At 65.0% G+C, this 23,276-nt stretch carries 24 protein-coding genes and 2 tRNA genes; 11 read left to right on the forward strand and 15 right to left on the reverse strand.

The features are described 5' to 3' along the window. Positions 1-118: 118 nt before the first annotated feature. The 3 genes from MU553_RS09005 to MU553_RS09015 all read right to left on the reverse strand — a co-directional run bounded on the left by MU553_RS09005 (position 119) and on the right by MU553_RS09015 (position 908). Positions 119-346, reverse strand: a complete 228-nt coding sequence (locus MU553_RS09005) for a hypothetical protein (RefSeq protein WP_247377927.1) — start codon at positions 344-346, stop codon at positions 119-121. Between the two features lie 172 nt (positions 347-518). Next, a tRNA-Val gene (locus MU553_RS09010) sits at positions 519-593 on the reverse strand. A 54-nt stretch (positions 594-647) separates the two neighbouring features. Beyond that, a complete protein-coding gene (locus MU553_RS09015; RefSeq protein WP_247377930.1) occupies positions 648-908 on the reverse strand; it encodes a DUF7553 family protein in 261 nt (86 codons plus the stop codon). 289 nt (positions 909-1,197) lie between these two features. Between MU553_RS09015 and MU553_RS09020 the strand changes: the two genes are divergently transcribed. Continuing rightward, positions 1,198-2,145: an MBL fold metallo-hydrolase gene (locus MU553_RS09020; RefSeq protein ID WP_247377933.1), complete on the forward strand. Its 948-nt coding sequence runs from the start codon at positions 1,198-1,200 to the stop codon at positions 2,143-2,145. 83 nt (positions 2,146-2,228) lie between these two features. Beyond that, positions 2,229-3,128: an NmrA/HSCARG family protein gene (locus MU553_RS09025; RefSeq protein WP_247377937.1), complete on the forward strand. Its 900-nt coding sequence runs from the start codon at positions 2,229-2,231 to the stop codon at positions 3,126-3,128. On the opposite strand, the gene MU553_RS09030 is transcribed toward MU553_RS09025, so the two are convergent. Beyond that, entirely contained in the window at positions 3,122-3,658 is a 537-nt protein-coding gene (locus MU553_RS09030; RefSeq protein ID WP_247377940.1) for a cob(I)yrinic acid a,c-diamide adenosyltransferase, read from the reverse strand. The genes MU553_RS09025 and MU553_RS09030 overlap by 7 nt on opposite strands. A gap of 105 nt (positions 3,659-3,763) precedes the next feature. On the opposite strand from MU553_RS09030, the gene MU553_RS09035 reads away from it, so the two are divergent. Continuing rightward, positions 3,764-4,366 (forward strand): rhomboid family intramembrane serine protease, encoded by a 603-nt coding sequence (locus tag MU553_RS09035; RefSeq protein WP_247377943.1) that lies wholly within the window; start codon positions 3,764-3,766, stop codon positions 4,364-4,366. Here MU553_RS09035 and MU553_RS09040 read toward each other — a convergent pair. Beyond that, positions 4,346-4,498, reverse strand: coding sequence for a hypothetical protein (locus MU553_RS09040; protein ID WP_247377945.1), 153 nt, complete (start codon positions 4,496-4,498; stop codon positions 4,346-4,348). The genes MU553_RS09035 and MU553_RS09040 overlap by 21 nt on opposite strands. A gap of 354 nt (positions 4,499-4,852) precedes the next feature. Here MU553_RS09040 and MU553_RS09045 point away from each other — a divergent pair, with 354 nt between their 5' ends. Next, positions 4,853-5,020: a DUF7838 family putative zinc beta-ribbon protein gene (locus MU553_RS09045; RefSeq protein WP_247377949.1), complete on the forward strand. Its 168-nt coding sequence runs from the start codon at positions 4,853-4,855 to the stop codon at positions 5,018-5,020. A 922-nt stretch (positions 5,021-5,942) separates the two neighbouring features. Here the strand turns inward: MU553_RS09045 and gcvPB are convergent. The 5 genes from gcvPB to gcvT form a co-directional block, all read right to left on the reverse strand. Beyond that, the gene (gene gcvPB, locus MU553_RS09050; protein WP_345893368.1) at positions 5,943-7,406 is read right to left on the reverse strand and encodes an aminomethyl-transferring glycine dehydrogenase subunit GcvPB; all 1,464 of its coding nucleotides are present in this window, start codon (positions 7,404-7,406) and stop codon (positions 5,943-5,945) included. Beyond that, positions 7,403-8,740, reverse strand: coding sequence for an aminomethyl-transferring glycine dehydrogenase subunit GcvPA (gene gcvPA / locus MU553_RS09055; protein WP_247377951.1), 1,338 nt, complete (start codon positions 8,738-8,740; stop codon positions 7,403-7,405). Before gcvPA ends, gcvPB begins: the two co-directional genes overlap by 4 nt. Positions 8,741-8,894: 154 nt before the next feature. Then, positions 8,895-9,755, reverse strand: coding sequence for a universal stress protein (locus MU553_RS09060; protein WP_247377954.1), 861 nt, complete (start codon positions 9,753-9,755; stop codon positions 8,895-8,897). Positions 9,756-9,814: 59 nt separating this feature from the next. Continuing rightward, complete coding sequence (gene gcvH, locus MU553_RS09065; RefSeq protein WP_247377957.1) at positions 9,815-10,198, reverse strand: glycine cleavage system protein GcvH; 384 nt, start codon at positions 10,196-10,198, stop codon at positions 9,815-9,817. Beyond that, complete coding sequence (gene gcvT / locus MU553_RS09070) at positions 10,195-11,304, reverse strand: glycine cleavage system aminomethyltransferase GcvT (RefSeq protein WP_247377961.1); 1,110 nt, start codon at positions 11,302-11,304, stop codon at positions 10,195-10,197. Before gcvT ends, gcvH begins: the two co-directional genes overlap by 4 nt. Positions 11,305-11,457: 153 nt before the next feature. On the opposite strand from gcvT, the gene MU553_RS09075 reads away from it, so the two are divergent. The 3 genes from MU553_RS09075 (at position 11,458) to MU553_RS09085 (ending at position 14,562) form a co-directional block, all read left to right on the forward strand. Then, positions 11,458-12,915 (forward strand): aryl-sulfate sulfotransferase, encoded by a 1,458-nt coding sequence (locus tag MU553_RS09075; protein ID WP_247377966.1) that lies wholly within the window; start codon positions 11,458-11,460, stop codon positions 12,913-12,915. 27 nt (positions 12,916-12,942) lie between these two features. Continuing rightward, positions 12,943-13,590, forward strand: a complete 648-nt coding sequence (locus MU553_RS09080; protein WP_247377968.1) for an adenylate kinase — start codon at positions 12,943-12,945, stop codon at positions 13,588-13,590. Positions 13,591-13,668: 78 nt separating this feature from the next. Next, positions 13,669-14,562: a DUF106 domain-containing protein gene (locus MU553_RS09085; RefSeq protein WP_247377971.1), complete on the forward strand. Its 894-nt coding sequence runs from the start codon at positions 13,669-13,671 to the stop codon at positions 14,560-14,562. A gap of 45 nt (positions 14,563-14,607) precedes the next feature. On the opposite strand, the gene MU553_RS09090 is transcribed toward MU553_RS09085, so the two are convergent. Next, positions 14,608-15,663, reverse strand: a complete 1,056-nt coding sequence (locus MU553_RS09090; protein WP_247377974.1) for an AI-2E family transporter — start codon at positions 15,661-15,663, stop codon at positions 14,608-14,610. Between the two features lie 116 nt (positions 15,664-15,779). Between MU553_RS09090 and cmk the strand changes: the two genes are divergently transcribed. After that, complete coding sequence (gene cmk, locus MU553_RS09095; protein ID WP_247377976.1) at positions 15,780-16,358, forward strand: (d)CMP kinase; 579 nt, start codon at positions 15,780-15,782, stop codon at positions 16,356-16,358. Between the two features lie 25 nt (positions 16,359-16,383). Here the strand turns inward: cmk and MU553_RS09100 are convergent, their stop codons facing one another. Beyond that, positions 16,384-17,472: a hypothetical protein gene (locus MU553_RS09100; RefSeq protein WP_247377979.1), complete on the reverse strand. Its 1,089-nt coding sequence runs from the start codon at positions 17,470-17,472 to the stop codon at positions 16,384-16,386. A 117-nt stretch (positions 17,473-17,589) separates the two neighbouring features. On the opposite strand from MU553_RS09100, the gene MU553_RS09105 reads away from it, so the two are divergent. From MU553_RS09105 to MU553_RS09115, 3 genes are all read left to right on the forward strand, one after another. Beyond that, on the forward strand, positions 17,590-18,471 hold the full coding sequence (locus tag MU553_RS09105) for an RNA-guided pseudouridylation complex pseudouridine synthase subunit Cbf5 (RefSeq protein WP_247377981.1): 882 nt from the start codon (positions 17,590-17,592) through the stop codon (positions 18,469-18,471). Positions 18,472-18,518: 47 nt separating this feature from the next. Continuing rightward, positions 18,519-18,589: transfer RNA gene (locus MU553_RS09110), tRNA-Pro, on the forward strand. 711 nt (positions 18,590-19,300) lie between these two features. Next, positions 19,301-19,810, forward strand: coding sequence for a type IV pilin domain-containing protein (locus MU553_RS09115; RefSeq protein WP_247377984.1), 510 nt, complete (start codon positions 19,301-19,303; stop codon positions 19,808-19,810). Positions 19,811-19,907: 97 nt separating this feature from the next. Here MU553_RS09115 and MU553_RS09120 read toward each other — a convergent pair whose 3' ends face one another. The 3 genes from MU553_RS09120 to MU553_RS09130 form a co-directional block, all read right to left on the reverse strand. Further along, positions 19,908-21,176: a hypothetical protein gene (locus MU553_RS09120; RefSeq protein WP_247377985.1), complete on the reverse strand. Its 1,269-nt coding sequence runs from the start codon at positions 21,174-21,176 to the stop codon at positions 19,908-19,910. Positions 21,177-21,697: 521 nt separating this feature from the next. Beyond that, positions 21,698-22,126 (reverse strand): universal stress protein, encoded by a 429-nt coding sequence (locus MU553_RS09125; RefSeq protein ID WP_247377988.1) that lies wholly within the window; start codon positions 22,124-22,126, stop codon positions 21,698-21,700. Between the two features lie 165 nt (positions 22,127-22,291). After that, positions 22,292-23,155, reverse strand: coding sequence for a UbiA family prenyltransferase (locus tag MU553_RS09130; RefSeq protein ID WP_247377990.1), 864 nt, complete (start codon positions 23,153-23,155; stop codon positions 22,292-22,294). Positions 23,156-23,276: the final 121 nt, after the last annotated feature.

Consider the following 23,276-nt stretch of genomic DNA (forward strand, 5'->3'; position numbering starts at 1 on the left):
TCGTGTGAGCAGCCGATGTGATGCGCATACTCGCGCGCACTAAACGGTCCCTGCTCGACGGCCTCGTATACCTCTCGTTCGGCAGGCGTCAGATCTGACAGGCTGGTTCGCTTGATGTTCACGCCTGCTCACCCCCGAAACACTCAGGATTGCCACAAAGATTGTAGTGTGGCAGGTATGCCACGGTCGGCACGTCGGTAAACTCGCCGTCTCGATTCTGTTCCCAGCACGCCGGAAATGGCTCGTCGTGGTCCGAATCGATCCGGTGCAGGGTGTCCGCGTACTGCGAGCGGTTCCGCACGGTCGTCTCTGGAACCTCGCGCGTGGAGGTTGCAGTCTTAGACACCGCACCCACCTCCGGATACGGAAACCACCGGACGCAATGCGTCCGGGGGAACCAACTTCCTCGATTGGACTTTGCACCCCCAAAATTCAGAAACACGATTCCCGGATATTCGGGAGGTACAGCACGCTATGCCCCCAAAATAGCATCCGATGAAAACCGAGAACTTCGTTAGTGGGTTGGGGCGGATTTGAACCGCCGGCTTCCTCCGTGTGAAGGAGGTATCATAACCGGACTAGATCACCAACCCGCGGTCGGACGTATCCCTGCACGCGACTTAAGAGTTACCTTCGAAGGGCGCGGTTCACGCTTCGCGTTTCCGATACGCGTCGATCTTCTCGCGAGCGTCTGCGATCGCCTGCTTCGCCTCGCCCTCTGCCTTCAGCTGGACCTCCTTGAGGTCCTCGCGTACCTCGTCGAGGCGACCCGGTTCCGGTTCCGCGTCGCCACCGGTCAACTGCTTGAACCGCTCCTCGACCGGTTCGAGCTCTTCGACGACACCGCGTTTCGCCGTCTCGCCCGCCCGTTTCAGGTAGTACTGCGTGTCCTCGAAGTGCTTGTTCATATTCGTCCTTACGCCGAGGACAGATATAAGGTTTGTGGCACTACAGTTTCGAAATCGCCACACTGCGGGACGATTCCTCGTACTACCGGACGAACCAGAAGGTTTTTCACTGGTTTAGGCATACCTAAAACTGGCCGAAGCGACCCGCGTCGGCGGGGTCGGCCACAGCGTCTGTTCCACATGTCTGGGCCGCCGAGGACGTTACCGTGGGCACCCTCCGTGGCCCGGTCACCTACACCCGCCAGCGAGTAGTCCAAAGGGGTTTGTCCCAGTGCCGGTAACTGGAGGTATGTTCACACGCCTCTCGATCCCGACGCCGTTTCAGGTCGGGCCGGTCAACGCGTATCTCGCAGGGCGAACGCTGGTCGATCCAGGTCCCGACAGCGAAGAGGCCTGGTCGCGGCTCCTCGACGCCCTCGAAGAGCGCGAGATCGCCCCCGGCGACGTCGAGCGCGTGCTGGTCACCCATCCCCATCCGGATCACTTCGGCCTGGCCCACCGGTTCAGCGACCGCGGTGCCACCGTCGTCGCCAGTCCGGACGCGGCGGCGATCGTGGCCGACTTCGAGGGGCGGTTCGAGTACGAGCGAACTTACTTCACGGACTTCTTCGAGCGCTGCGGGATGGCCGGCGCGACCGCCGAGACCGTCACCGACCTCCCGAAGGCGTTCCTCCGGTACGCACCCAGCGTCCCCATCGACCGCGAGGTCACGACCGACGACAGCATCGTCGTCCAGAACACGACCCTCACGGTCCGGGAGACCGCCGGACACGCGGCGGGCGAACTCCTCTTTCGCTACGCGACGGGCGACGGTCAGCGGGCCATCGTCGGCGACCACGTCCTGGCCGACATCACACCGAACCCGTTTCTCGTCCCGCCGCCCGAACCTGACGCGGACCGGCCGCGCGTCCTCCCCGCCTACAACCGATCCCTCGACCGGTTGCGCGACCAGTCGTTCGATCGGTTCTTGGCCGGCCATCGCGATCCGATCGACGCGCCGTCGGACCGCATCGACGAGATACTGGCCGAACACGACGAGCGAACCGAGAACGTCGCTGCCCTCGTCGACGGGCCGACAACGCCAGTGGACGTGATGGAGGGACTGTTCGGCGACCTCCCGATCACCGAGTACTTCGCCGGGATCAGCGAAGCCGTCGGCCACCTCGACGTGCTGGAATCCCGTGGCGAGGTCGTCGCCAACGATCAGGGCGGCGTGCTCGTCTACGAGCGGACGTGAGGAGAGTCATCGACGATTCTTTCACCGACAGACAGTCTGACAGATAGGTCCGCTTAAACCACTGGCCGATATAGCAAATCGACATGACCATCCGGGGGGTGCTCGTCGTGGGGGCGACGGGAACGCAGGGCGGCGCCGTTGCGCGACGGCTGCTCGCCGACGACCGAGAGATCGACGTGTACGCGCTGACCCGCGATCCGAGCAGCACGGCCGCTCGCAAACTCGCAGAACAGGGGGCGATCGTCGTCAAGGGAGATCTCTGGAAACCACACACGCTCGTGGACGCCATCGAGCCGGTCGACGCCGTCTTCGCCGTGACTGACTACTGGGAAGCCGGTTTCGACGGCGAGGTGACCCAGGGAATCAACGTCGCGAACGTCGCTGCGCGGGCCGACGTCGACCACTTCGTGTTTAGCTCCGTCGCCGGCGCCGACCAGCACACGCAGGTCCCGGTGCTCGACGCGAAGGCCAGGATCGAGCGCCACGTCCGGCGTCTGGACCTGCCAGCGACGATCCTCCGCCCGAGTTACTTCATGCAGAACTTCGAGTTGCGACGCGAGGACGTGACCGATGGCACGCTCGCGCTCCCGCTCGCGCCCGGGACTCGACTCCCACTCACCGACGCGGCCGACGTTGGCCGCCTCGTCGCACGGCTCCTCGAGACGCCGGCGCAGTATCAGGGTGCGGAGATTCCGGTCGCCAGCGAAGAGGTCACGCTGGGCGAGATGGCCGAGGCGTTCGGTGCGGCCCTCCACCGGGAGATGGAGACCGTTCACATCCCGATCGACGTCGTCCGCTCACAGCACGGGGACGCCTACGCGCGCCTGTTCGAGTGGTACAACCGCGACGCGCCGGCGGGGCTCGTCGCGCAGTTCAAGCGACACGTGGACTTCGCGCCCACACCGCTCTCGGCGTATCTCGACAGGACTGACTGGACGCGGCCCGCGCTCCCCGAATCCGGGAAGCCACAGCCGGCTCAGTAACTGGGGCTCTCCTCGGGGACGCCCTCGCGTTTGTTGACCACGCGGGCCAGCGTGAACAGGCAGTCCGACAGCCGGTTCAGGTAGACGATCGCGGCGTCGTTGACGCCGGCCTCTTCGGAGCCGAACGTGACGGCACGGCGTTCGGCCCGGCGGCAGACTGCCCGCGCCTGGTGGAGTTTCGCGCCCGGCTCGCTCCCGCTGGGGAGGATGAACGCCTCCAGGGGATCGAGTTCGTCGTCGTAGTCGTCCATCCAGGTTTCGAGCTGCTCGACGTGTTCGTCCCGGATTTGCGGATCGTCGTCGTCGGGATCGGGATTGGCGAAGTCGGCCTGGACGACGTGGAGGTGATTCTGGATCTCCCTGAGCTGGTCGTCAACGTCGTCGTAGCCAGTCGGCCGAACGACGCCGACGAGCGCGTTGACCTCGTCGACGGTCCCGTAGGCTTCGATCCGGGGACTGGCCTTCGAGACGCGGTCCATGTTCCGGAGGTCCGTCATTCCCTCGTCACCGCGGCCGGTATAGATTTTCATGTGCGCGGAGACGGCTGCCACGGTCTTATAGTACCCGACGACGGACGTGGGACCCACCGCGCGGGAACCCGGAAGTTATGCGGCCAGCGACCCTCTCTAGGAGCGATGGTCTCCGCCCGAAGTCCGACCCTCACGACGATCACGCTGTTCGTGGTGGTGTTCGCCGTCGAGACCGTCGCACGGCTGCTCGGCGTCTTCCCCGCACTGTTCGTCCTGGCGCCGCCGGTGACGACGAATCCCTGGACCATCGTCACCAGCGTGTACGCCCACTCGGGACCGGTGCACCTCCTCTGGAACGCCATCGCGCTGTTGCTCCCGGGGTTCATCCTCGAACACCAGACCAGCGAGCTCCGATATCACGCCTTCTTCGTCGCGGCCGGAGCCACGGCCGGCGTCGCAGAGATCACCATCGGACCGCTGCTGGGCAGCCCGGCGGGCGTCCTCGGCGCCAGCGGCGCGGTCTTCGCGTTCATCGGGTACCTGCTGTCCGCGAACAGGCTCGCAGAAGCTGCCATCGGCGGCGTCGAGCTCTCGGGCCGGACGCAGTTGCTCGCGTTCGTGATTCTGGCGATCGCCGTCACCGTCGCGACCGGGCAGCCGGGCGTCGCCCTCATCGCGCACTTCACGGGCTTTCTCGTCGGGTTGTTGGCCGGGCGAGCACACCTGCTCAGACGGTCGCCGGACCGCTCAGTCCCCAGCAGCCGGTGAGCCAGGCGCCGTCGCGTCGGGACCGTCCGCCTCGTGTTTCGACAACGCGTCGCTGACGGCCCGCATCCGCTCTTCGAACGCTTCCATCTCGTCTGCGAACGCCGTCATGACTTCGTCGAACTCGTTTGCCATACGAGACAGGTCGGACGCTACCGAACTATGGATGATACCTAACTTCGTTAGGTTTCCGACTCGGACACGGAAGAAAACAGGGCGAAGTGGCCGCCTACCCCGGAAAGCGGGTCGGAACGCCGCAGTTCGGCGAGCATCCGTGAAAGGCGACCCGAGGGATTCGATATAGCGGCCACCAGTTTACCGGGCTGCGTTCGCCGCGACAGCCACGACACGCAAAACAGTCGCAACACAGGGTCTATCATCCGAAACCGCCAGCACTGGAGATTTCGAAAGGGAAGAGTGAGCTACGTCGTCCCGGCGACGATGGTCGAAACCGGGACGTTCAATTAGCAGGCGTACGATGCGGGACGTATGAGCATGGACCGCGAGCAGTACTGTCCGAACTGTGAGGAGGACAAGGAGTTCTACCGCGCCGCGAGCACGACCCTGCACCTAGGAGAGAAGGTCAAGTGGCACTGCCCGGACTGTGACTACGGCTTCGTTACGATCGACGGCATCAACACCGGCGCGACGGCCTGATCCGATTCACCCCCCACAGTTGAACACCGCTTCTGCCGACCAATTCTCGATAGCCGAGCCCCAGCTGCGCGGTCGTCGCTGGATCGAACCGATCGCTCAGCTCGACGGCAGTTAACGTGTGTCACAACCCCGTCGTGGCTACCAACGATTGCCCTCCCGACTCGCCGTCGAGGACGGTGACGGCCTCGGCGAGTTCGCCGGATCGAGATGGAGGCCGACTCGGCTGGCGCCGACCCCATCTGCCTGCCACCGGCATCGGTTCGGCGTCAGTTTTCTGATCCAGATGATTCCCATGTGACCCCGGGGAGTCGGCGGGCAGCTAGACCAGGACACCAGCCCGTCTTTTGGCGTCCGCTAGCTGGAACCGTGTCTGAACCGTACTCTCGCCGTCCAGTTCGCCGGAGCGGCCGCGCCGGTTGCCGTCGCAGTCCAGGGCGCCGGATCTCGGCACCGACGTCCGGGATACGCGACTGGTGCCGGCAGCAATCAGAGCGTGAGGGATCACTACCGAGCACTCGGTTCACCAGCGGTCTGTCAGCTCTGGCCCACTCTATTTGCCCGATGACTCTGTGATTCGGCCGTCGCGTCTGCGAGAGGCAGGTCCGTCTAGCGAACAGCGCCAGGCAGATAAACCACATGACGCTATATGAAATCGGAATCTGTGGAGTGAGTGCGTCCGGGAGAGGCACCGCTCAGCGGGACTCGGAGTTCCGGAGACGGTGGTGTGCTCGTGAGCACGCAGCAGCGCAGACAGCACGGCGGGGTAATGAACGGTGTCGATCCGCGCCGACAGTCCGTCCACGGGCACCCGATCGGTGACTGACGGACGTCGATGACGCGTGGCATCTCGCTCATTCGACTATGCGGTGCGTCGCGACCCCGAGAAGCGCGAGACCAAACTAGGTAAGGACGGGAGACGGCGCTACGATTCCTCGTCGAGCGCCTGCCAGGAGAGCCGGGGCGTCCGGGCGGCCGCCACCTGATCGATCCGACGCGCGGCAGTCTGCTGTGGTGCGGCGTCGAGCGCCTCCTCGTCCTCGGCTGCGACGGCGTCGAACGCCGCCGCGAGCTGGTCCAGAGTGCGTTTGTTCTCGATCTCGGTCGGCTCGGTCATCAGCGCCTCGTCGACGATCTCCGGCCACTTCGTCGTCGGCGGGTGGACGCCGTAGTCGAGCATTCGTTTGGCCACGTCGGCGGCGTCCTGCTCGCCCGCACTGGCGACGAACTCGTGATGGAACGGACCGAAGGGCACCTCGTAGTCGATCTGGGCGGCGAGGTAGTTCGCGTTCAGGACGGCCTTGGCGCTGGCGTCCGCGAGGCCGGGATCGCCCAGCCGCGCGATGTAGGCGTAGGTCTTGACGAGCACCAGCCAGTTGCCCTGGAACCCGTGGACCTTCCCGACGGTCTGCTCGGGCTCGAACAGTTCGAACGCGCCGTCGTCGGTCCGCCGAACGCGGGGGCTCGGGAGAAACGGTGCGAGTCGCTCGGCCACGCCGACGGGGCCAGCGCCCGGGCCACCGCCGCCGTGGGGCGTCGCGAACGTCTTGTGGACGTTGTAGTGCATGATGTCGAAGCCCATGTCGCCCGGTCGCGCGCGGCCGAGCAGCGCGTTCAGGTTCGCGCCGTCGTAGTAGAGCAGGCCACCGGCGTCGTGGACGACGCTCGCGATCTCCTCGATGTCGCGCTCGAAACAGCCCAGCGTGTTCGGGTTCGTCAGCATCAGCGCCGCGGTGTCGTCGCTGACGGCCGCCTCGAGTGCGTCGAGGTCGACGCGGCCGTCCTCGGCGCTCGGGAGTTCGAGCACGTCGTAGCCGGCCAGCGCCGCCGTCGCGAAGTTGGTCCCGTGGGCGCTGTCGGGGACGATGACCTCCGAGCGGTCGTTGCCGTTGGCCTCGTGGTAGGCCTTCGCGACGAGGATGCCGGCGTACTCGCCGGCCGCGCCCGCCGGCGGCTGGAGCGTCACCGCGTCCATGCCGCCGATGCGACCCAGGTAGTCCTGGAGCCGGTACATGAGTTCGAGCGTGCCCTGGACGGTCTCGTCGGAGCGGTCGGGGTGGACCCCTGCGGCGGGCAGGGCGGCCACGTCCTCGGTGAACTTCGGGTTGTACTTCATGGTACAGGACCCGAGCGGGAACGGACCGCTCTCGACGCCGTAGCTCATCTGGGAGAGGCGAGTGTAGTGGCGCGCCAGTTCCGGCTCCGAGAGCGACGGCAGTTCGACCGAATCGCGCGTCAGGTCGTCGGGAAGCGGCGAGTCGCCACCGATTTCGACCTCGGTGGTGTCCTTCTCGGCGAGCAGCGGTTCGTAGCGCTCCTCGGAGTCGGTCCACCGGGCCTGCGTGTAGCCCAGCCGGTCGTCTTCGTGGTCGGGACTGTTCTCGGTCATGCGACCACCTCCGTCACCGCGGCGACGAAGTCGTCGACCGCGTCGGCCGTCGTGTCGGTGACGCAGATCTGCAGTTCGTGCTCGTCGACGACGTGAACCGCGAAGCCTTCCGTCTGGAGGGCTGCCGCGACGTCAGCCGCCGGCCGCTCGGTCCGGGCGCAGAACTCCCGGAAGTGATGGCGGTCGTGAGCCGGTGCCCGAACGCCGTCGACGTCGTCCAGTCTCGCGGCGAGGTCGCGCGCGAGCGTGACGCAGTCCTCGGCGAGGTCGACCAGGCCCTCCGGCCCGAGCCAGGCGGCGTGGATCGCCGTCCTGAGTGCGACCCAGGCCTGGTTGGTGCAGATGTTCGAGGTCGCCCGCTCGCGGCGGATGTGCTGTTCGCGGGTCTGGAGCGTCAGCGTGTACGCGCGGCGGCCGCTGTCGTCTTCGCCGACGCCGACCAGTCGACCCGGCACCTGTCGGAGGTACTCCTCCCGGGTCGCGAACAGGCCGATCCCCATCCCGTAGGCGGTCCCGAGGCCGAGCGTGCTCGCGTCGCCGACCACCACGTCCGCGCCGACGCTCGCCGGTTCTTCCAGCAGCGCCAGTGCCACCGGGTCCGAGCCGAGACAGAACAGTGCATCGTGCGCGTGCGCGAGGTCGCCGACCGCCCCGAGCGACTCCTCGATGGTGCCGCGAACGGTCGGGTTCTCGGCGTAGACGAGCGCCACGTCCTCGGCCAGCAAGTCGTCGAGCGCATCGACGTCGACGTTGCCGTCGGCCATCGGGTACGACTCGACGGTGATACCCGAACCCGAAGCGTAGTTCTCGAGGACGGAGCGACGACCCTCGGCCATGCGTTCCGGGACGAGCGCCCGGTCGCCGGAGACCGAGCGGACCCGCTGTGAGAGGGTGGCGGCCTCGCCGAGCGCCGTCGCGGCGTCGTACATCGAGCAGTTGGCCACTTCGAGGCCGGTGAGTTCGACCAGCATCGACTGGTACTCGAACAGGGCCTGCAGGAACCCCTGCGCGACCTCCGGCTGGTACTGGGTGTAGGACGTGAGAAACTCCGAGCGGTCGGCGAGGTGGTCGACCAGCGAGGGGACGTAGTGGTCGTAGTGGCCGCGACCGAGGAACTCGGTCAGGTCGTCGTTGCGACCGAGCGTGTCCCGGAGTTCAGCCCGGATGGACTGCTCGCTCCGCGGCGAAATGTCGAACTGGCCGTCGAACCGAACTGGCTCGGGAATGTCGAACAGATCCTCTTCGCTGTCGGCGCCGACGGCGTCGAGCATCGCCTGCGTCTCCGCGTCGGTGTGAGGTGCGTATGGGCTCCCGCGTGTGTCGTTTTCAGTCATGACTGAACAGGTGTAAAACGTGGCTGCGTCCGGCGCACGGACATCGATGCGCGGGAGTTACGGCCCGGTGCATATGATACTCTCGGTTGCACAGCCGGGGCAAAAAAGCACGCTGCCGGCAACCGACCCGTCCGCGAGCCGACAGCCACACCGGCTACGACTCGTCCCCATCACGGACGGACAGCACCGGCGCGTCCGTGTTCCGGATCACGCGCTCGCCGGTGCTGCGAGTCACGAACCGGTCGAGGCCGCTCCGGGTGTGTCGACCGATGACGACGAAATCGATGGCGTGGTGGCCGATGTAGTCGAGGATCTCCACGGCCGGCGTCCCCTGCAGGACCTGCGTCTCGACGGGCACGTCGTGCTGTGTACCTCGGACGGCCACGTTCCGGACGGCCTTGCCGCAACTGCTTCGCAGCGATTCGACGAGTGGGCCGGAGCTGACGATCCGCGTGTCGGCCACGGAGACGGCGTGGACCGTCGCGTCGAACCGCGAGGCGACGTCGACGGCGTAGCGCGTCGCCGCCCGTGACTCCGGGGTCCCATCGGTGGGAACCAGGATCGTCTCGTAGTCCGTCTTGATGGGGTCCTCTGATCGGGTGACCAGCACTGGTTCTCTCGCCTCTCTGACGACTTCTTCGGTGACGCTCCCGAGGAGAAACCGCGAGACACCGGTCCGGCCGTGGGTCCCCATGACGAGCAGATCGATACCGGATTCGGTCGCGTATCGCCGGATCTCGGTGGTCGGGTTGCCCTCTCGGATCGTGGTCACCACGTCGAGCGTCGGGTCGTCGATGAGTGCTTCGACGCCTCCGATCGCGGCTTCGGCGCGCTCTTCGAGCGTCGTTTTGACGTCCGTCGTCTCGACGTCCGACTCGACGTCGAGTGCAGTCGTCTCGACGACCGAGAGCACGTGTACGGTCGCGTCGTACGCCCTCGCCAGCGCGAGTCCGTGGACGGCCGCACGCTCGCTTCGCTCGCTCCCGTCGGTCGGAATCAGGACCGACTCGAACATTGCACGCAGTACGGGAGCAGGTCCAATAAAAGAAGGGTCGGCGGGGAAGGCCCCGCCAATCAGGCGATCTGGTCTTCGTACTCGTCGGGCGAGAGGAGGTCCTCGAGTTCGCTCTCGTCGTCGAGGTCGACTTCGAGCATCCAGCCCTCGCCGTAGGGGTCGTCGTTGACGAGTTCGGGGGCATCGACGAGGTCGTCGTTGGTGGCGGTGACGGTCCCCGAGACCGGGGCGTAGAGGTCCGACACCGCTTTGATGCTCTCGATCACGCCGAAGTCCTCGCCCTTGGAGACGTCGTCGCCCGCGTCGGGGAGTTCGACGAACACCACGTCGCCGAGTTCGTCCTGCGCGAAGTCGCTGATGCCGATGCGCACCGTCCCGTCCTCGCGACGGGCCCACTCGTGGGAGTCCAGGTACCGGCAGTCCGCTTTCACTTCGAAGGTCATCTATCTAAGAACGGCAACGCCTGGGTTTGTGCCTTTTTCGACTCGCCGCGGACGGTAACGAACACGTTCACGCCCGGACTCCGGTACTCCACGGGGAGATACGCCAGCCCGATGGGCTTGTCCAGCGTCGGACTCATCGTACCGCTGGTCACCTCGCCGATGACGTCGCCGTCGATGTCGGTGACTTCGTAGCCGTGGCGCGGCACGCCCCGGTCGACGAGGCGAAACCCACAGAGTTTCTGCTCGACGCCCTCGGCGTCGGCCTGTTCGAGGGCGTCCCGGCCGACGAACTCCGTGTCGAGTTTGACCGTGAACCCGACGCCGGCCTCGTAGGGGTTGCGCGGGTCGTCCTCGGGGTCGAAGTCCTGCCCGGAGAGGAGAAAGCCCATCTCGATGCGAAGGGTGTCGCGGGCGCCGAGTCCGCACGGCTGGCAGTCGAAGGCGTCCCAGACGGCGTCCGCCTCGTCCCACGGGACGATCAGTTCGAACCCGTCCTCGCCGGTGTACCCGGTCCGGGCGATGAGCGTCTCGACCCCCGCGACGGTGACGGGTTCGGCCTGGAACCGCGAGCAGTCACAGATCGTCGTCCGCTGGTCCTCGGCGACCGCGTCGAGCAGGAGTTGCTCGGCGTCCGGACCCTGGACGGCGAGCATGGCGTACTCCTCGGTGACGTTCTCGACGGTCGCGTCCAGGCCCCACTCGTCGCGGTGGTCGACCCACCGCTCGGACATCTGTTCGTCGTGGCCCGCGTTCGGGATGAAGAGGAACTCGGCGTCGTGGGCGCTTCCCTCCGGGAGTCGATAGACGACCGTGTCGTCCAAGATGGTTCCGTCCTCGTCGGTGATCATCGCGTACTGGGCCTGGCCCGGCGAGAGCGCGCCGACGTCGTTCGTGGTGAGTCGCTGCATCAGTCGCTCGGCGTCGGGGCCGCCGACTTCGATCTCGCCCATGTGCGAGACGTCGAAGATGCCGGCGGACTCGCGGACAGCCTCGTGTTCTCCCCGGATGGAGTCGAACTCCACGGGCATGTCCCACCCGCCGAACTCGGTGAACTTCGCCCCGCGTTCCTCGTGAACCGCATGAAGTGGCGGCGTCCGTTCCGTCATAGGGGTATCGGACCCGCCCAGCGACCTAACTCTTTGCCCTCGGGCAGTCCTCGTGCCCACCGACATGTGACACGGTGACACAGCGTCGCGGTTCCGCACGACGGGAATCCAAAGACAAATATGTCAAATGAGCCAAAATCAGGCGAACCGTTCATGAGGTCCTCCATCCCGCAGTTTCGCTGGGGCACCGCTCACGTCGTCAGGTCGGTCCTGGCCCTGGTGATCGTGGTCCTGCTCCTGGCTGCGGCCGGCGAAGCAGCCGTGCACACGCCGCCCTCGGCCGGGCCGGGAACGATCCGCGAGCCCGCAAACGGCAGCACCGTCATCGCCGTCCAGGGGTACAACATCGGCGGCAACGTGAACCCGAACAAACCGGCTCGTCTGCTGTCGGTCGGTCCGGAGGGCGATGCGCAGTGGGACGTCTCCGGCTCGGAGTTCGACGTGTCGTGGTTCTACGACGTCGACCCGCTCCCCGACGACGATCTGCTCGTGGTCGGGACCGTCGGCCAGCGGACGCGCGTGCTCCGGATCGACCGCTCGACGCAGGAGGTGAAGTGGCGCGAGACGCTGCCGCTGTGGGACACCCACGACGTGACGCTCACCGAGCGCGGGAACCTGCTGATCGCGCACATGCGAAACACGCAGAACGGGACGAGCAACGACCGGGTGTACGTCTACAATCGGACGACCGACGCCGTCGAGTGGGAGTGGCAGTTCAAGAACCACTACGCGAACGACACGGACGTCGGCATCTCGGCCGGGGACTGGACACACGTCAACGACGTCGACGTCGTCGCGCCGGGGCTGTACATGCTGTCGCCGCGGAACTTCGACCAGGTGATCGTGGTCAACCGCTCGACGAAAGACGTCGTCATGCGTCTCGGCGCCGACGGCAACCACTCGATCCTCGACGAGCAGCACAACCCGGCCTACCTGCAGGACGACGCGGGGCGGCCGACGCTGCTCGTCGCCGACAGCGAGAACGATCGCGTCGTCGAGTACGCCTGCGACCGCGGCGATCCCGACCACCCGCTCGACGGGGACATGAAACCCAACTGCGACTGGTCGATGACCTGGGAGGTCGGCGTCGACACGCTGTCGTGGCCCCGCGACGCCGACCGCCTCCCGAACGGCAACACGCTGATCACCGACACCATCAATCACCGCGTCGTCGAGATCACCCCGCGTGGCGACGTGGTCTGGTCGTATCACGCGCCGTGGCTCCCCTTCGACGCCGAGCGGCCGGTCCACGGACAGGAAGCCGGCGGGCCGACGATGGCAGACCAGAACGTGACGGGGTCGTACACCATCGAACAGGACGCGCTATCGGACGCGGTCGTTGACCGGTCGCTCCCCCAGCGCGTCGAGTTGGCGGTCGCGAGCCTCCCCGGAGGCGGACTCCTGGCGAGCGGACTGGACACCTATCAGGGCGTCGCACCCTGGGTGCGGCCCGTCTGGTTCGGCCCGGACGGCTTTTTCCTCGGGGTCGTCGCCGTGCTCATCGCGCTCTGCTGGGGCGTCGCCGAACTCGTCGTCGCTCGCAGCCGGGTCGTCGCCGGCGTTCGCGCCAGCCTCGCTCCCTGGATCGGGTCAGCCGAGAACAATAAGTAAAAGTCCCGGGGTGGTGAAGCGGCGAGTATGGCGAACCCCCACCTGCTGATCCTTGGGCCGCCGGGCGCAGGCAAAGGCACACAGAGCAGCAACATCGCCGCGGAGTTCGGCGTCGAGCACATCACGACGGGTGACGCGCTCCGAGCGAACAAGGACATGGACATCAGCGACATGGACACCGAGTACGACACGCCGCGGGCGTACATGGAAGCCGGTGACCTGGTTCCCGACGCGGTCGTCAACGCCATCGTCGACGAGGCGCTCAACAGCGCCGACGGGTTCGTTCTGGACGGCTACCCGCGCAACCTCGACCAGGCAGAGGAGCTGGAAGACATGACCGACCTCGACGTGATCCTCTCGCTCGACGTGAGCCGCGACGAGCTGGTCGACCGCCTGACCGGTCGCCGCGTCTGCGACGACTGTGGCGAGAACTACCACGTCGAGTTCAACCAGCCCGAGGAGGAGGGCGTCTGCGACGAGTGCGGCGGGGAACTCATCCAGCGCGAGGACGACAACGAGGAGTCGGTGAACAACCGCCTCGACGTGTTCGAGGAGAACACGAAGCCGGTCATCGAACACTACCAGGACCACGACGGCTTCGTCGCCATCGACGGCGAGCAGACTCCCGACGAGGTCTGGGCCGACATCGACGCTGCGATCGACGAGCGCGTCTGATACTGCCGGATTCTCCGGCTGCGCTTTTGCGGACGAGAGTAAAAGGTTGATTAGCGGTGCTTCCCTACAGAGCGCATAATGGCACGGACAGCGGAGAAAGTGGAGTCGCTCGCCAGAGAAGACGGCGAGTTGCTCGACGCGCTCGACGACGTTCTGGACGTTGCCGAAGAGCAGGGCACCGTCGAGTGGAGCGACGTCAGCGGCGAGATGACCAGTGGGCAGTGGGGGCGACTCATCGAGAAGGGACTGCTCGTCGACGCCGACGGCAACGGCTTCGCCGTCGAGGACCCCGACGGCATCCGTGAGGCGCTCTCCGACGACGAGGTCGAGGAGGCGGCGTCGTTCGACACGGACGGCGACTCCTCGTGGTCCCAGTGGGACAAACTCGCCGGCGTCGGCGCGCTCGCGATGATGGCGGGCTACTCGCTGACGTCAGTTCGCAACACGATCGGTGGCGCGCTCGACGTGATTTTCGGTCCCCTGGAAGCGATCCTCCCGTTCTACGTGGTCGTGATGGTACTCGCGATGCTGACGGGGCTGTACTCGACGCTCCTGCAGGCGAACCTGATGGACATGGACAAGATGGGCGAGTACCAGGAGCAGATGAAGGCAATCCAGGAAAAACGCAAGAAGGCGAAGGAACGGGGCGACGAGGAGGCCCTCGACCGCATCCAGCAAGAGCAGATGGACGCCATGGGCGACCAGATGGGCATGTTCAAAGAGCAGTTCCGCCCGATGGTCTGGATCATGCTGCTGACCATCCCGGTCTTCCTCTGGATGTACTGGATGATCCTCTCGCCCGCGCAGTCGCTTCACCCCCAGACGATCACGATGCCGCTCGTCGGCACGAAGACCTGGACGGCGGGCGTCCTCGGGCCGCTCCAGGCGTGGATCCTCTGGTACTTCCTCTGCTCGATGGGCTTCACCCAGATCATCCGCAAATCGCTGAACATCCAGACGACGCCGACGTAGATCGCTCGATTTTCGTTTTCACGCTCGTCTCGGACTCAGTAGTGGTCAGTCCTCGTCGATCTGGACCCGTCGCCCTTGCACGAGGTTCGGCAGGATGTTCCGCAGGAAGTGGACGAACAGCACGAGGACGATCGGCCCCAGGAAGATGCCGTACCAGCCGAACGCAATTGACCCGAGCACGTACGCGAACAGGACCAGGCCCATGTGGAGACTGCCCTTCGACACGTACGACCGGATGAAGAAATCGGGGATCGAGTCGACGACGATCAGCGTCACGACGAAAAAGAGGACGGGATACCACGGGGGCACCGCCCCACCGCGGACGGCCTGGAAGCCGAGATACGCCGTGTAGGGGAAGTAGATGAGCTTGATGCCGATGACCGGCACGATAGTGAAGATGCCGGTCAACAGGCCGAGCAGCAGCGGAAACGCGACACCGGTCCCCCGCGGCGCGACGAAATCGAGGCCGTTGTACACGAGGACGGCGATCAGCGCCGTAATGCCGATGGTGATGAGATTGCCGGTGTAGATGGTCGTCAGATCGTTATCCACGTCGTTCATGAACGAGACGACGGCAGGCGTGCTGTCGAACGTGGACCGGAACCAGGCGGCGATCCGGTCGTCGTCTCGGAGCAGATAGTAGGCGACGGTGACGATGACGAACAGGCGGAGAAGCCAGGTGAACGCCGCATTGGTATAGCCGAGGAGGCGGCCGACGTTCGACCGGAGCAACGAGCGCAGTTGCCCCGGTTCCGCGAGTTGCGCGATGTGCAGATACGGCTGGAGGTACCCGCGGTACTGCTGGATGCCCGTTTGGGTGAACAGGACATTCAGTTCGCGGACGGCAACGAGGCCGCTGTAGCCGAGAATCGCGAGCACCGGGAAGCCCACGATGAGAAGTGTGAGCGTCGCGTTGAGTGCGGGATGGTCGCTGAACCGGGCGAACCACCGGTCGACCGGCCGGATGGCGTAGTAGAGGAAGACGCCGACGACGATGGCGCCGATGAACGAGTACAGCACGAAGGCGACGACGAGCGTCAGGACGAGGCCGGCAACGGTCCAGGCGACCTGCCCGCGGGTCAGATCCCAGCTCGCGCCCATGCACGGACATGGGGAAGGACGGGGAAAAGCGGAGTGTCGGGTCAGGTGTCATCGGGGCCGGGAGGACGCCGGAGCGAAGACACAATCTCTTTTAGCGCCAGTGACCGAGGTCGGGTATGTTGATTACCGTTTCCGGCCCGGCGGGCAGCGGGAAGAGTACGCTCGCTGCCGGCCTGGCCGACGCGCTCTCCGTAGAGCACGTCAGTGGGGGCGACATCTTCCGCGCGCTGGCCGACGAGCGCGGGTACTCGCTCGTCGAGTTCAACAAACTCGCCGAAGAAGACGACCAGATCGACCGCGATCTGGACCGGCGCCTCCGGACGACCGCCGAAGAGAGGGACGATCTCGTCCTCGAATCGCGGCTCGCGGGCTGGATGGCGGGCGACTACGCGGATCTGCGAATCTGGCTCGACGCCCCCTTCGACGTTCGCGTCGACCGCATCGCCGACCGCGAGGGCGACCCCGTCGACCAGGTCCGCGAGAGCGAACGCGAACGAGCCGACAGCGAGGCCCTGCGCTACGAGGAGTACTACGACATCGACATCGAAGATCGCTCGATCTACGACCTCGTCGTCAACACGGCCCGCTGGGACGCCGAGGCGACGCTCGACCTGGTCCTGGCGGCCGCCGAGTCGTACGACCCGGCCGGCGACGAAGGGACGTATCCCGTCGAGAACGTCCGCTACGAGTTCTGAGCAGCGACGACCGGGTCGGCGAGCCTCACCGCGGGGTGCCGACTGGCCCGTCACAGGTGGTTTTCGTCTCCTGATCGACGAGCAGCCCCGTCTGGACGTCGCAGGTGACGGTCGGCACGCGACCGGGCGGCAGCGTCAGCGCCGTCCCGAAGACGGCCGATCTGAAGACGAGGCGCACGCTCGCCGTCAGCTCTGTGCGCTCGCCGTTCCGGACGTGACTGCGGAACCAGGCGTCGACTTTCTCGTTGTCCATCGTGACTGGATACTCGACGCGCCGCCGCTCGCCGGGGGCCAGTGGCGGCTCCGACGTGGCGTCCACGAGCGAGGCTCCGTCGTTCCTGGCCGTGAACAGCGCGACGCCGTTCATCTCCAGGGTCACGTCGAGCACTTCGGGCACGCTCGGGACCGGCACGTCACCTCTGTTGCGAACGTCGAAGTGAAAACGGACGGTCGTCTCCGCGGGGGTCACCGTGCCCCAGGTCGCCCACCCGCGCTCGATCTCGTACCCGACGGCCGGACTGGTGCTGCCGAACCTGAGCAACCCGTCGGTGAGTTGGCTGACCAGCGAACCCGTATCCAGCGCGTAGTTCTCGACGATCCCATCGGCGGCGCTGGAGAGGGCGTCGATGACCGGCGTCTCGTCGTCGAGGACGCGCCGTTCGACGGACGGGATCGCGACCGTCAGCAGCCCCCACGGACCGAAAGCGATCTCACCGCCGGTCGTGACCGCGATCGACTCGTCGCTGCGGACGAACGTCGCCCAGAGATCGGGGACGTTCTCGTGTTCGATCGTCGTCCGCAGTTCGATGGGCTCGCCGTCGCGGTCGAGTTCGATCCCCACTTTCTCGCCGGTCGCGAGGCGGACCCCGTTCATGTCGATGTAGTAGCTGGCCCGGAGTCGGTCACCCAGCGCCGCGAGTAGCGGATGCACGTCCGTCACCCGGACGGTCGTGACGACGTCGAGCCGTTCGTCCCCGCGTGGATGCCACGTCCCGACGTCGACGACCTCGACCTGCGGCCGCTTGAGGAGCGCCGACAGAACCCCCGCGACGAGCAGTCCCGTGGCCCCCACGCCGACGAGCGCGATGGCGTCGACCAGCCCAGCGAGACGCATTGGCGTCCGGTTCGTGGAGGAGACCTATAAAGATCGTGACGCGACGGCAGGAGGCGAACCGGGACGGTTCGCCCGCCAATCGAACAACGTAAGCCGGGGCGGGCCAACGGCACAGACATGCAACGGGGTCCGCCAGCCGAGCGCTCGCCCGCCGATCTGCTCGGATTCGGAGTCGTCAATCTCGACAAGCCACCGGGCCCCTCCGCCCACCAGGTCGCCGCCTGGGTCCGCGACATGGTCGGTGCCGACCGCATCGCCCACGCCGGCACGCTCGACCCGAAAGTCACTGGGTGTCTCCCGCTCCTGCTCGGCGACGCCACCCGGATGGCCCAGGTGTTCGACGACGCCGTCAAGGAGTACGTCGCCGTCCTGGAACTCCACGGCCCCGCCCCGAACGACCTGGCGGACGTCGTCGCCGAGTTCGAGGGGCCGATCTACCAGAAACCGCCCCGGAAGAGCGCCGTCCGCCGACAACTCCGCATCCGGGAGATCCACGAGTTGGACGTCCTGGAGGTCCAGGACCGCCAGGCACTGCTCCGCGTGCGCTGTGAGAGCGGCACCTACGTCCGGAAGCTCTGCCACGACATCGGCCTGGCGCTGGGGACCGGCGCGCACATGGGTCACCTCCGCCGGACGATGACGGGATCGTTCGACGACACCACCCTCGTGACGCTGCCGGACCTCGCCGACGCCCTCGGCTGGTGGGAAGAGGACGACGACGCGACGGCGTTGCGGGACGTCGTCCAGCCGGCCGAGCGCGCGCTCGTGGACCTTCCCCGCGTGACGATCGCTCCGAGCGCCGCCGTGGAGGTCGCGGAGGGCGCGCCAGTGTACGCGCCGGGCGTGATCGACGCCGACGTGGGCAGCGAAGAGACGGAAGCGCGGCCGCTGGTGGCCTGTTACACGCCCGACGAGGCTGCCGTCTGTATCGGCCGGCTGGTCGGTGACCCCGGCGCCGACGCCGGGACCGTCGTGGAATTAGAACGGGTCTTGGCGTAATCGCAAAACGAAGCGTTTAATCGGGGGACACTCCTCTGACGAAATGCGGGACCGTGGGGTAGCGGTATCCTCGGCGCATGGGGTGCGTCGGACCTGAGTTCGAATCTCGGCGGTCCCACTCAACTTTCTGTTAAATTCCCACAGCCGACAGTTCAGAGTCCCTTGATCCATATTCCGAGCTGTGCTACTATTGAATGATGTCGCTCTTTAAATAGCCCTGAGTAACCCAAGCAGGCTGTCAAGAAACTCCGCTTCGTCATCGAACAACTGCACCGTGAACGGTGGCCGTACTCACCAGACGAGTTCGTTCCGACTTTCCAGTTCGTCGAGAGCGGTGCGACTGACGAGCAGGTTCGCCGTGCTGTCGAGCGCGTCGAGAAGGATGATCAGACGTGGTGAACCCGAAAAGCCCAGGCCGACCGGTACGATCCTGACGACTGGTCACCTTCCCAGCGGGATTTCGACGAAGATGCTCTAGTAGATGCAGGGGAATAGTCGGCCCGTGGAAGTTTTCGAGCCGTTGTCCTTCTCGCTCGTTTCGAACAGAGATACTGAATAATACAGTGGGACAACACTTACGAGATCGCCAGACATGGCGGCTATAAGACGCCATTAATCGTTGTAGTAACCACCCCTTACCAGCTGGCAATTCGAAAAGTGATACTGCCAGAAGTTTTATGCAATGTGGTTGGAAACGTTAGAATCAACACCGGGACGTCGGAAAGGGCTGGTCACGGATGCCTGGGTGCATCCGCCTCGTCGTTGCGGAGAGAGCGACAGAGAAACGAGTCCTTTCCGGGGTGCGGTGTGGAAAACGGTACCTACAACCATGAACATCAAACAACTTTGGCAGGAGGACGACGCAGTGTCGCCGGTCATCGGGGTCATCCTGATGGTCGCGATCACGGTCATCCTGGCAGCAGTCATCGCATCGTTCGTACTCGGACTGGGCGATTCCACCAACAAGACGCCGCAAGCGAAGTTCACGTGGGATTATAACGCAAACAATAACAACCCATACGGAAATTTGACAGTGACTCATGATGGTGGTACGACGATCAAAGCAAGCGAGTTGGTGATCAGGGGCCAAGGATTCAGTTCTGGAACGTACAACGGATCTCCAAATGTGGTAGACGGCCCCAACACAGCATGGTCGACTGCCCAAGCAAACGGCTCAGCAACGACAAGCTCCGAAAAGGGTGGCGACAGTGCTGTCGTGTCTGGTGACTATATGAGGATGTGGGTGGACAACGATTACGACCTCCGTCTCGTCTACGAGTCATCCGAGGGCGACAACTCCGCGACGCTCGCCTCCGACACCGGTCCGAAAACGTCGTAACGCAGCACGACTTTTTCCCTTTTATCGCGCCTGAATACCATCGAGTACCTACTGGAGACCTCAGTAAAAGAAAACTGGCTAACGGGACGGTTCCGAATTAATCCTGGTCGTAGAAGAACAGCAGGCAGATCATGACCAGGATGAAGATCAGGAAGATCTCGAAGAGCAGCACGCACGGCTTCCGGTCGCCGTGCTTGTCCTTCCAGTCGCGGTATTTCTCGTGGTCGTGTTTGCCGTCGTCGTGTTTGCCGTCGCGCTCTTTCCCGTGGTCGGGCTTCCAACTGTCGTGGTTCTCGTCACAGTGCTTCCCGTGTTCGTGCTTGTCGTCGTGTTTCTTGTCGCAGTCCTTCCCGTGGCCGGGCTTCCACCCGCCGTGGTTCCCGTCGCAGTCTTCTCCGTGGTCGTAATCCTGCTCACAGTAGCAGGGTTTCTCGTGCTCGCGGTTGCACTCGCAGCGTTTCTCGTGGCCGTGCTTACAACCGCGATGCTTGCAGTCGCAGTCTCTCCAGTCCTTGTGCTTGGAGTCACAGCCCTTCGCGTGGCCCGGCTCCCACCCGCCGTGTTTCTCGTGGCAACCGTCCCAGCGCTCGTGCTTGCGGTCGTCGTGCTTGTAGTCACACTCGTTCCCGTGGCCGGGCTTCCACCCGCCGTGGTTCCCGTCACACCCGTTCCCGTGGTCGTGATCGCGCTCACAGTAACAGGGTTTCTCGTGCTTGCGGTTACACTCACAGCGTTTCTCGTGGCCGTGCTTACAACCGCGATGCTCGTGCTTTCGATAGGCTCGAAGCCGGTATTTGAGCGCACACGCGGGCCCGTAGTGCTTGAAGTCTTTTTTCAGGCGCTTGAAATGCTTCTTGGAGCACTTCGGGAGGTGGGAGTCGACGTGGTCCAGGTCGTCGAAGTTCCCCGCCATGTCTCCGTCGGCGAGGTGTTTGACCAACATGAGGAGTCGCTGCTCCAGCGACTCCCGCATTTTGACCTGCTCGACGTGGGTTTTCGTGACGGTGTCGCCTTTGACGCCCACCTTGAGGTGTTTACAGCCGAACACCTTCTTGTCACGACAGACGGGTGAGGCGTAGAGCTTCCTGACACACATCTTGTCGTGGTGGAGCGACATCCCCCGCCAGTCGAATATATCAGCCTTGCATGGTTTCTTGTGCCCGTGTCCGTCGCCGTCGTGATGCGGTTTGTCGTGGTCGTCATCGTCTTTACCGTCGCCGCCGCTGGAACTTGCCGCAGCAGTCCCTGAAAGGACGCCGACCGTGGTCGCCGAGCCCAGGAGGCGGAGCAGCGTTCGTCGGGACTCTTCGAGAGGGACGTTGGAAAGGCCGTTCGCATCTGCCGTCGGATCTTGGTCACTGGTCATGAATGGTCACGCACGCCCGATTCCCGTCGCCATCGACACCCACCGACAACCCGTATGCGGCGTGCGTCGGACTAGAACCCGGTAGGACGTATGGTTATCTGGTGCCGGAATTACCTGCTGTAGGTCGCTTACCCGTATAATTCGAGAGTGACAGCTCCGCAGAGAGCGTATGAACTCGCAACCAGACGGGAGTGCGTGTCGCAAGTTCACCGCAATCGTCTCCCGTCGACCCAGGTGCCGTCTGGATAGCGGATCGGCCACTCTTCGATAAGTAGCTACTACGGGGGACAGACGGAACAGGAGCGTCCTCTCCACTGGATCGCAGACGCCAAAGCCAGCGTTTGAAGGCGGAACGCCCGCCTACTGTCCCACTGAGAACGCGCAGCTGCCGAGTCGTGTGCTGCCGACCCGCTGGTCTGAGAACTCGCGAGTTGCCACGTCACAGCGCGGCCGGGACCACAGGCTCGCCTTCGGGATCGGCCGGGCCAGTCGTCGAATCGGTACCGGCGTCGCCGGGCCGCTCAGTTCCCCGGGACGGACACGACCGGAATCCCCGCTTTCCGGACGAGGCTGTCGGTGACGCTGCCGACGCGCTCGCGTTCTTGGACGGTTTTCCCCGTCGAACCCATCACCACGAGGTCGGCGTCCACGTCGTCGACGTATTTGAGGATCTCGTCGTCCGGAATGCCCTCCCGGATTTCCGTCACGGTGTCGAGGTCAGCGTTCTCGACGCGGTCGGCGAGTTCGGCGGTCGCCCGTTCGCCCTCGGATTCGAGTTTCGTCTTGATCTCGCCCATTGCGAGTCCCGGCGCGGCGTTCGCGACGCGAGCGTCGGCGACGTACAGCAGATGAACCGTCCCGTCGTGGCGGTCAGCGGCGTCGATCGCGTGGTCGACTGCGCTGGCGGCCGTCTCACTCCCGTCGGTCGGCAAGAGCACTGTCTCGTACATCACCCAATATATCGACGGTCGTGTATTTAAATTCAAGGTGGAGTTCCCAGTCGATGGAAAGACCGGTACGACGAAACGTTGCGCGAGGAGATCCCGAAGGCGTCGCTCAGAGTGGATCTGACGGACTGTCGTGGACGAACTCGACGAGAGACCCACGAGGGAGTGCTACAGGAAGAGGAGACCGACGGCTGCCAGCCCGAGGTACTCGGCGTCCTTGAGGAGGCAGAGCAGGTCGCGGTTCTGGACCGTATCGAGCGCGGACGTGATCAGGAGGGAACTCAGGACGAACGGCAGGAACACGAGGTAGGTGGACGACACCAGCAGGACGAACGGTGCGAGCGCGGCGAGCGCGAGCAGGTCACAGGCGTAGAGGACGTATTTGGTCTTCTCGAGTCCGAGGACGACCGGCACAGTGGCGACGCCGCTGGCGCGATCGCCGGCGACGTCACGGACGTTGAACACTTCGACCGAGACGACGGTCTTGAGAAACATGAACAGCGTCGCGGCAGCGAGCAATCCAGCCGACGCGGACCCGGCGAGGACGGAGGGGAGAAGCGTGAGCGGGATCGCCCACGCGCCGGCGACGAGGACCGTGTTGACCGCGAAGACGTCCTTGAGCCGCACGTCGCGTCCCGGAACGAGCGCCTGATTGTAGAACACGCCAGCGACGACCGGACACAGCGTGATGGCCAGTGCGGCCGGGCCACCGCGGAGCACCGCCAGCGCCGCGGCAGCGAACAAACTGACCAGAATCGCCGCGACGATCTGGGTTCGTTGCGCGGTCACCAGTTCCACCTGCTCCGGACGATTGATGCTGTCTTCGTCGAGGTCGGTGAGTTTGTTCGCCGTGTAGATCCCCAGCGTGACGAGTGCTGCGATGAGCGGCGCAGCCGTGAGCGGGAGCGACAACAGCGACGTGATGAACACCGTCTTCGCAGCGGCGACGATCGCCTGGATGCCCGAGAGGCTGTGGACGTGCAGCGCGACGCGTTTGAACTGTTCGTCGATCGTGTGCGTGTGAACTACCACGTTGATTCACCCGTGCCCTGATGTTCGCCGACACCATAGTGAACCTATTTGCCACCAATCACTGGCAGTGAATTAACACATTACGCGAGAAATGACGACTCACAGGTGACCCGTCCCGCTG

It is taken from the genome of Halorientalis brevis (assembly GCF_023077655.1).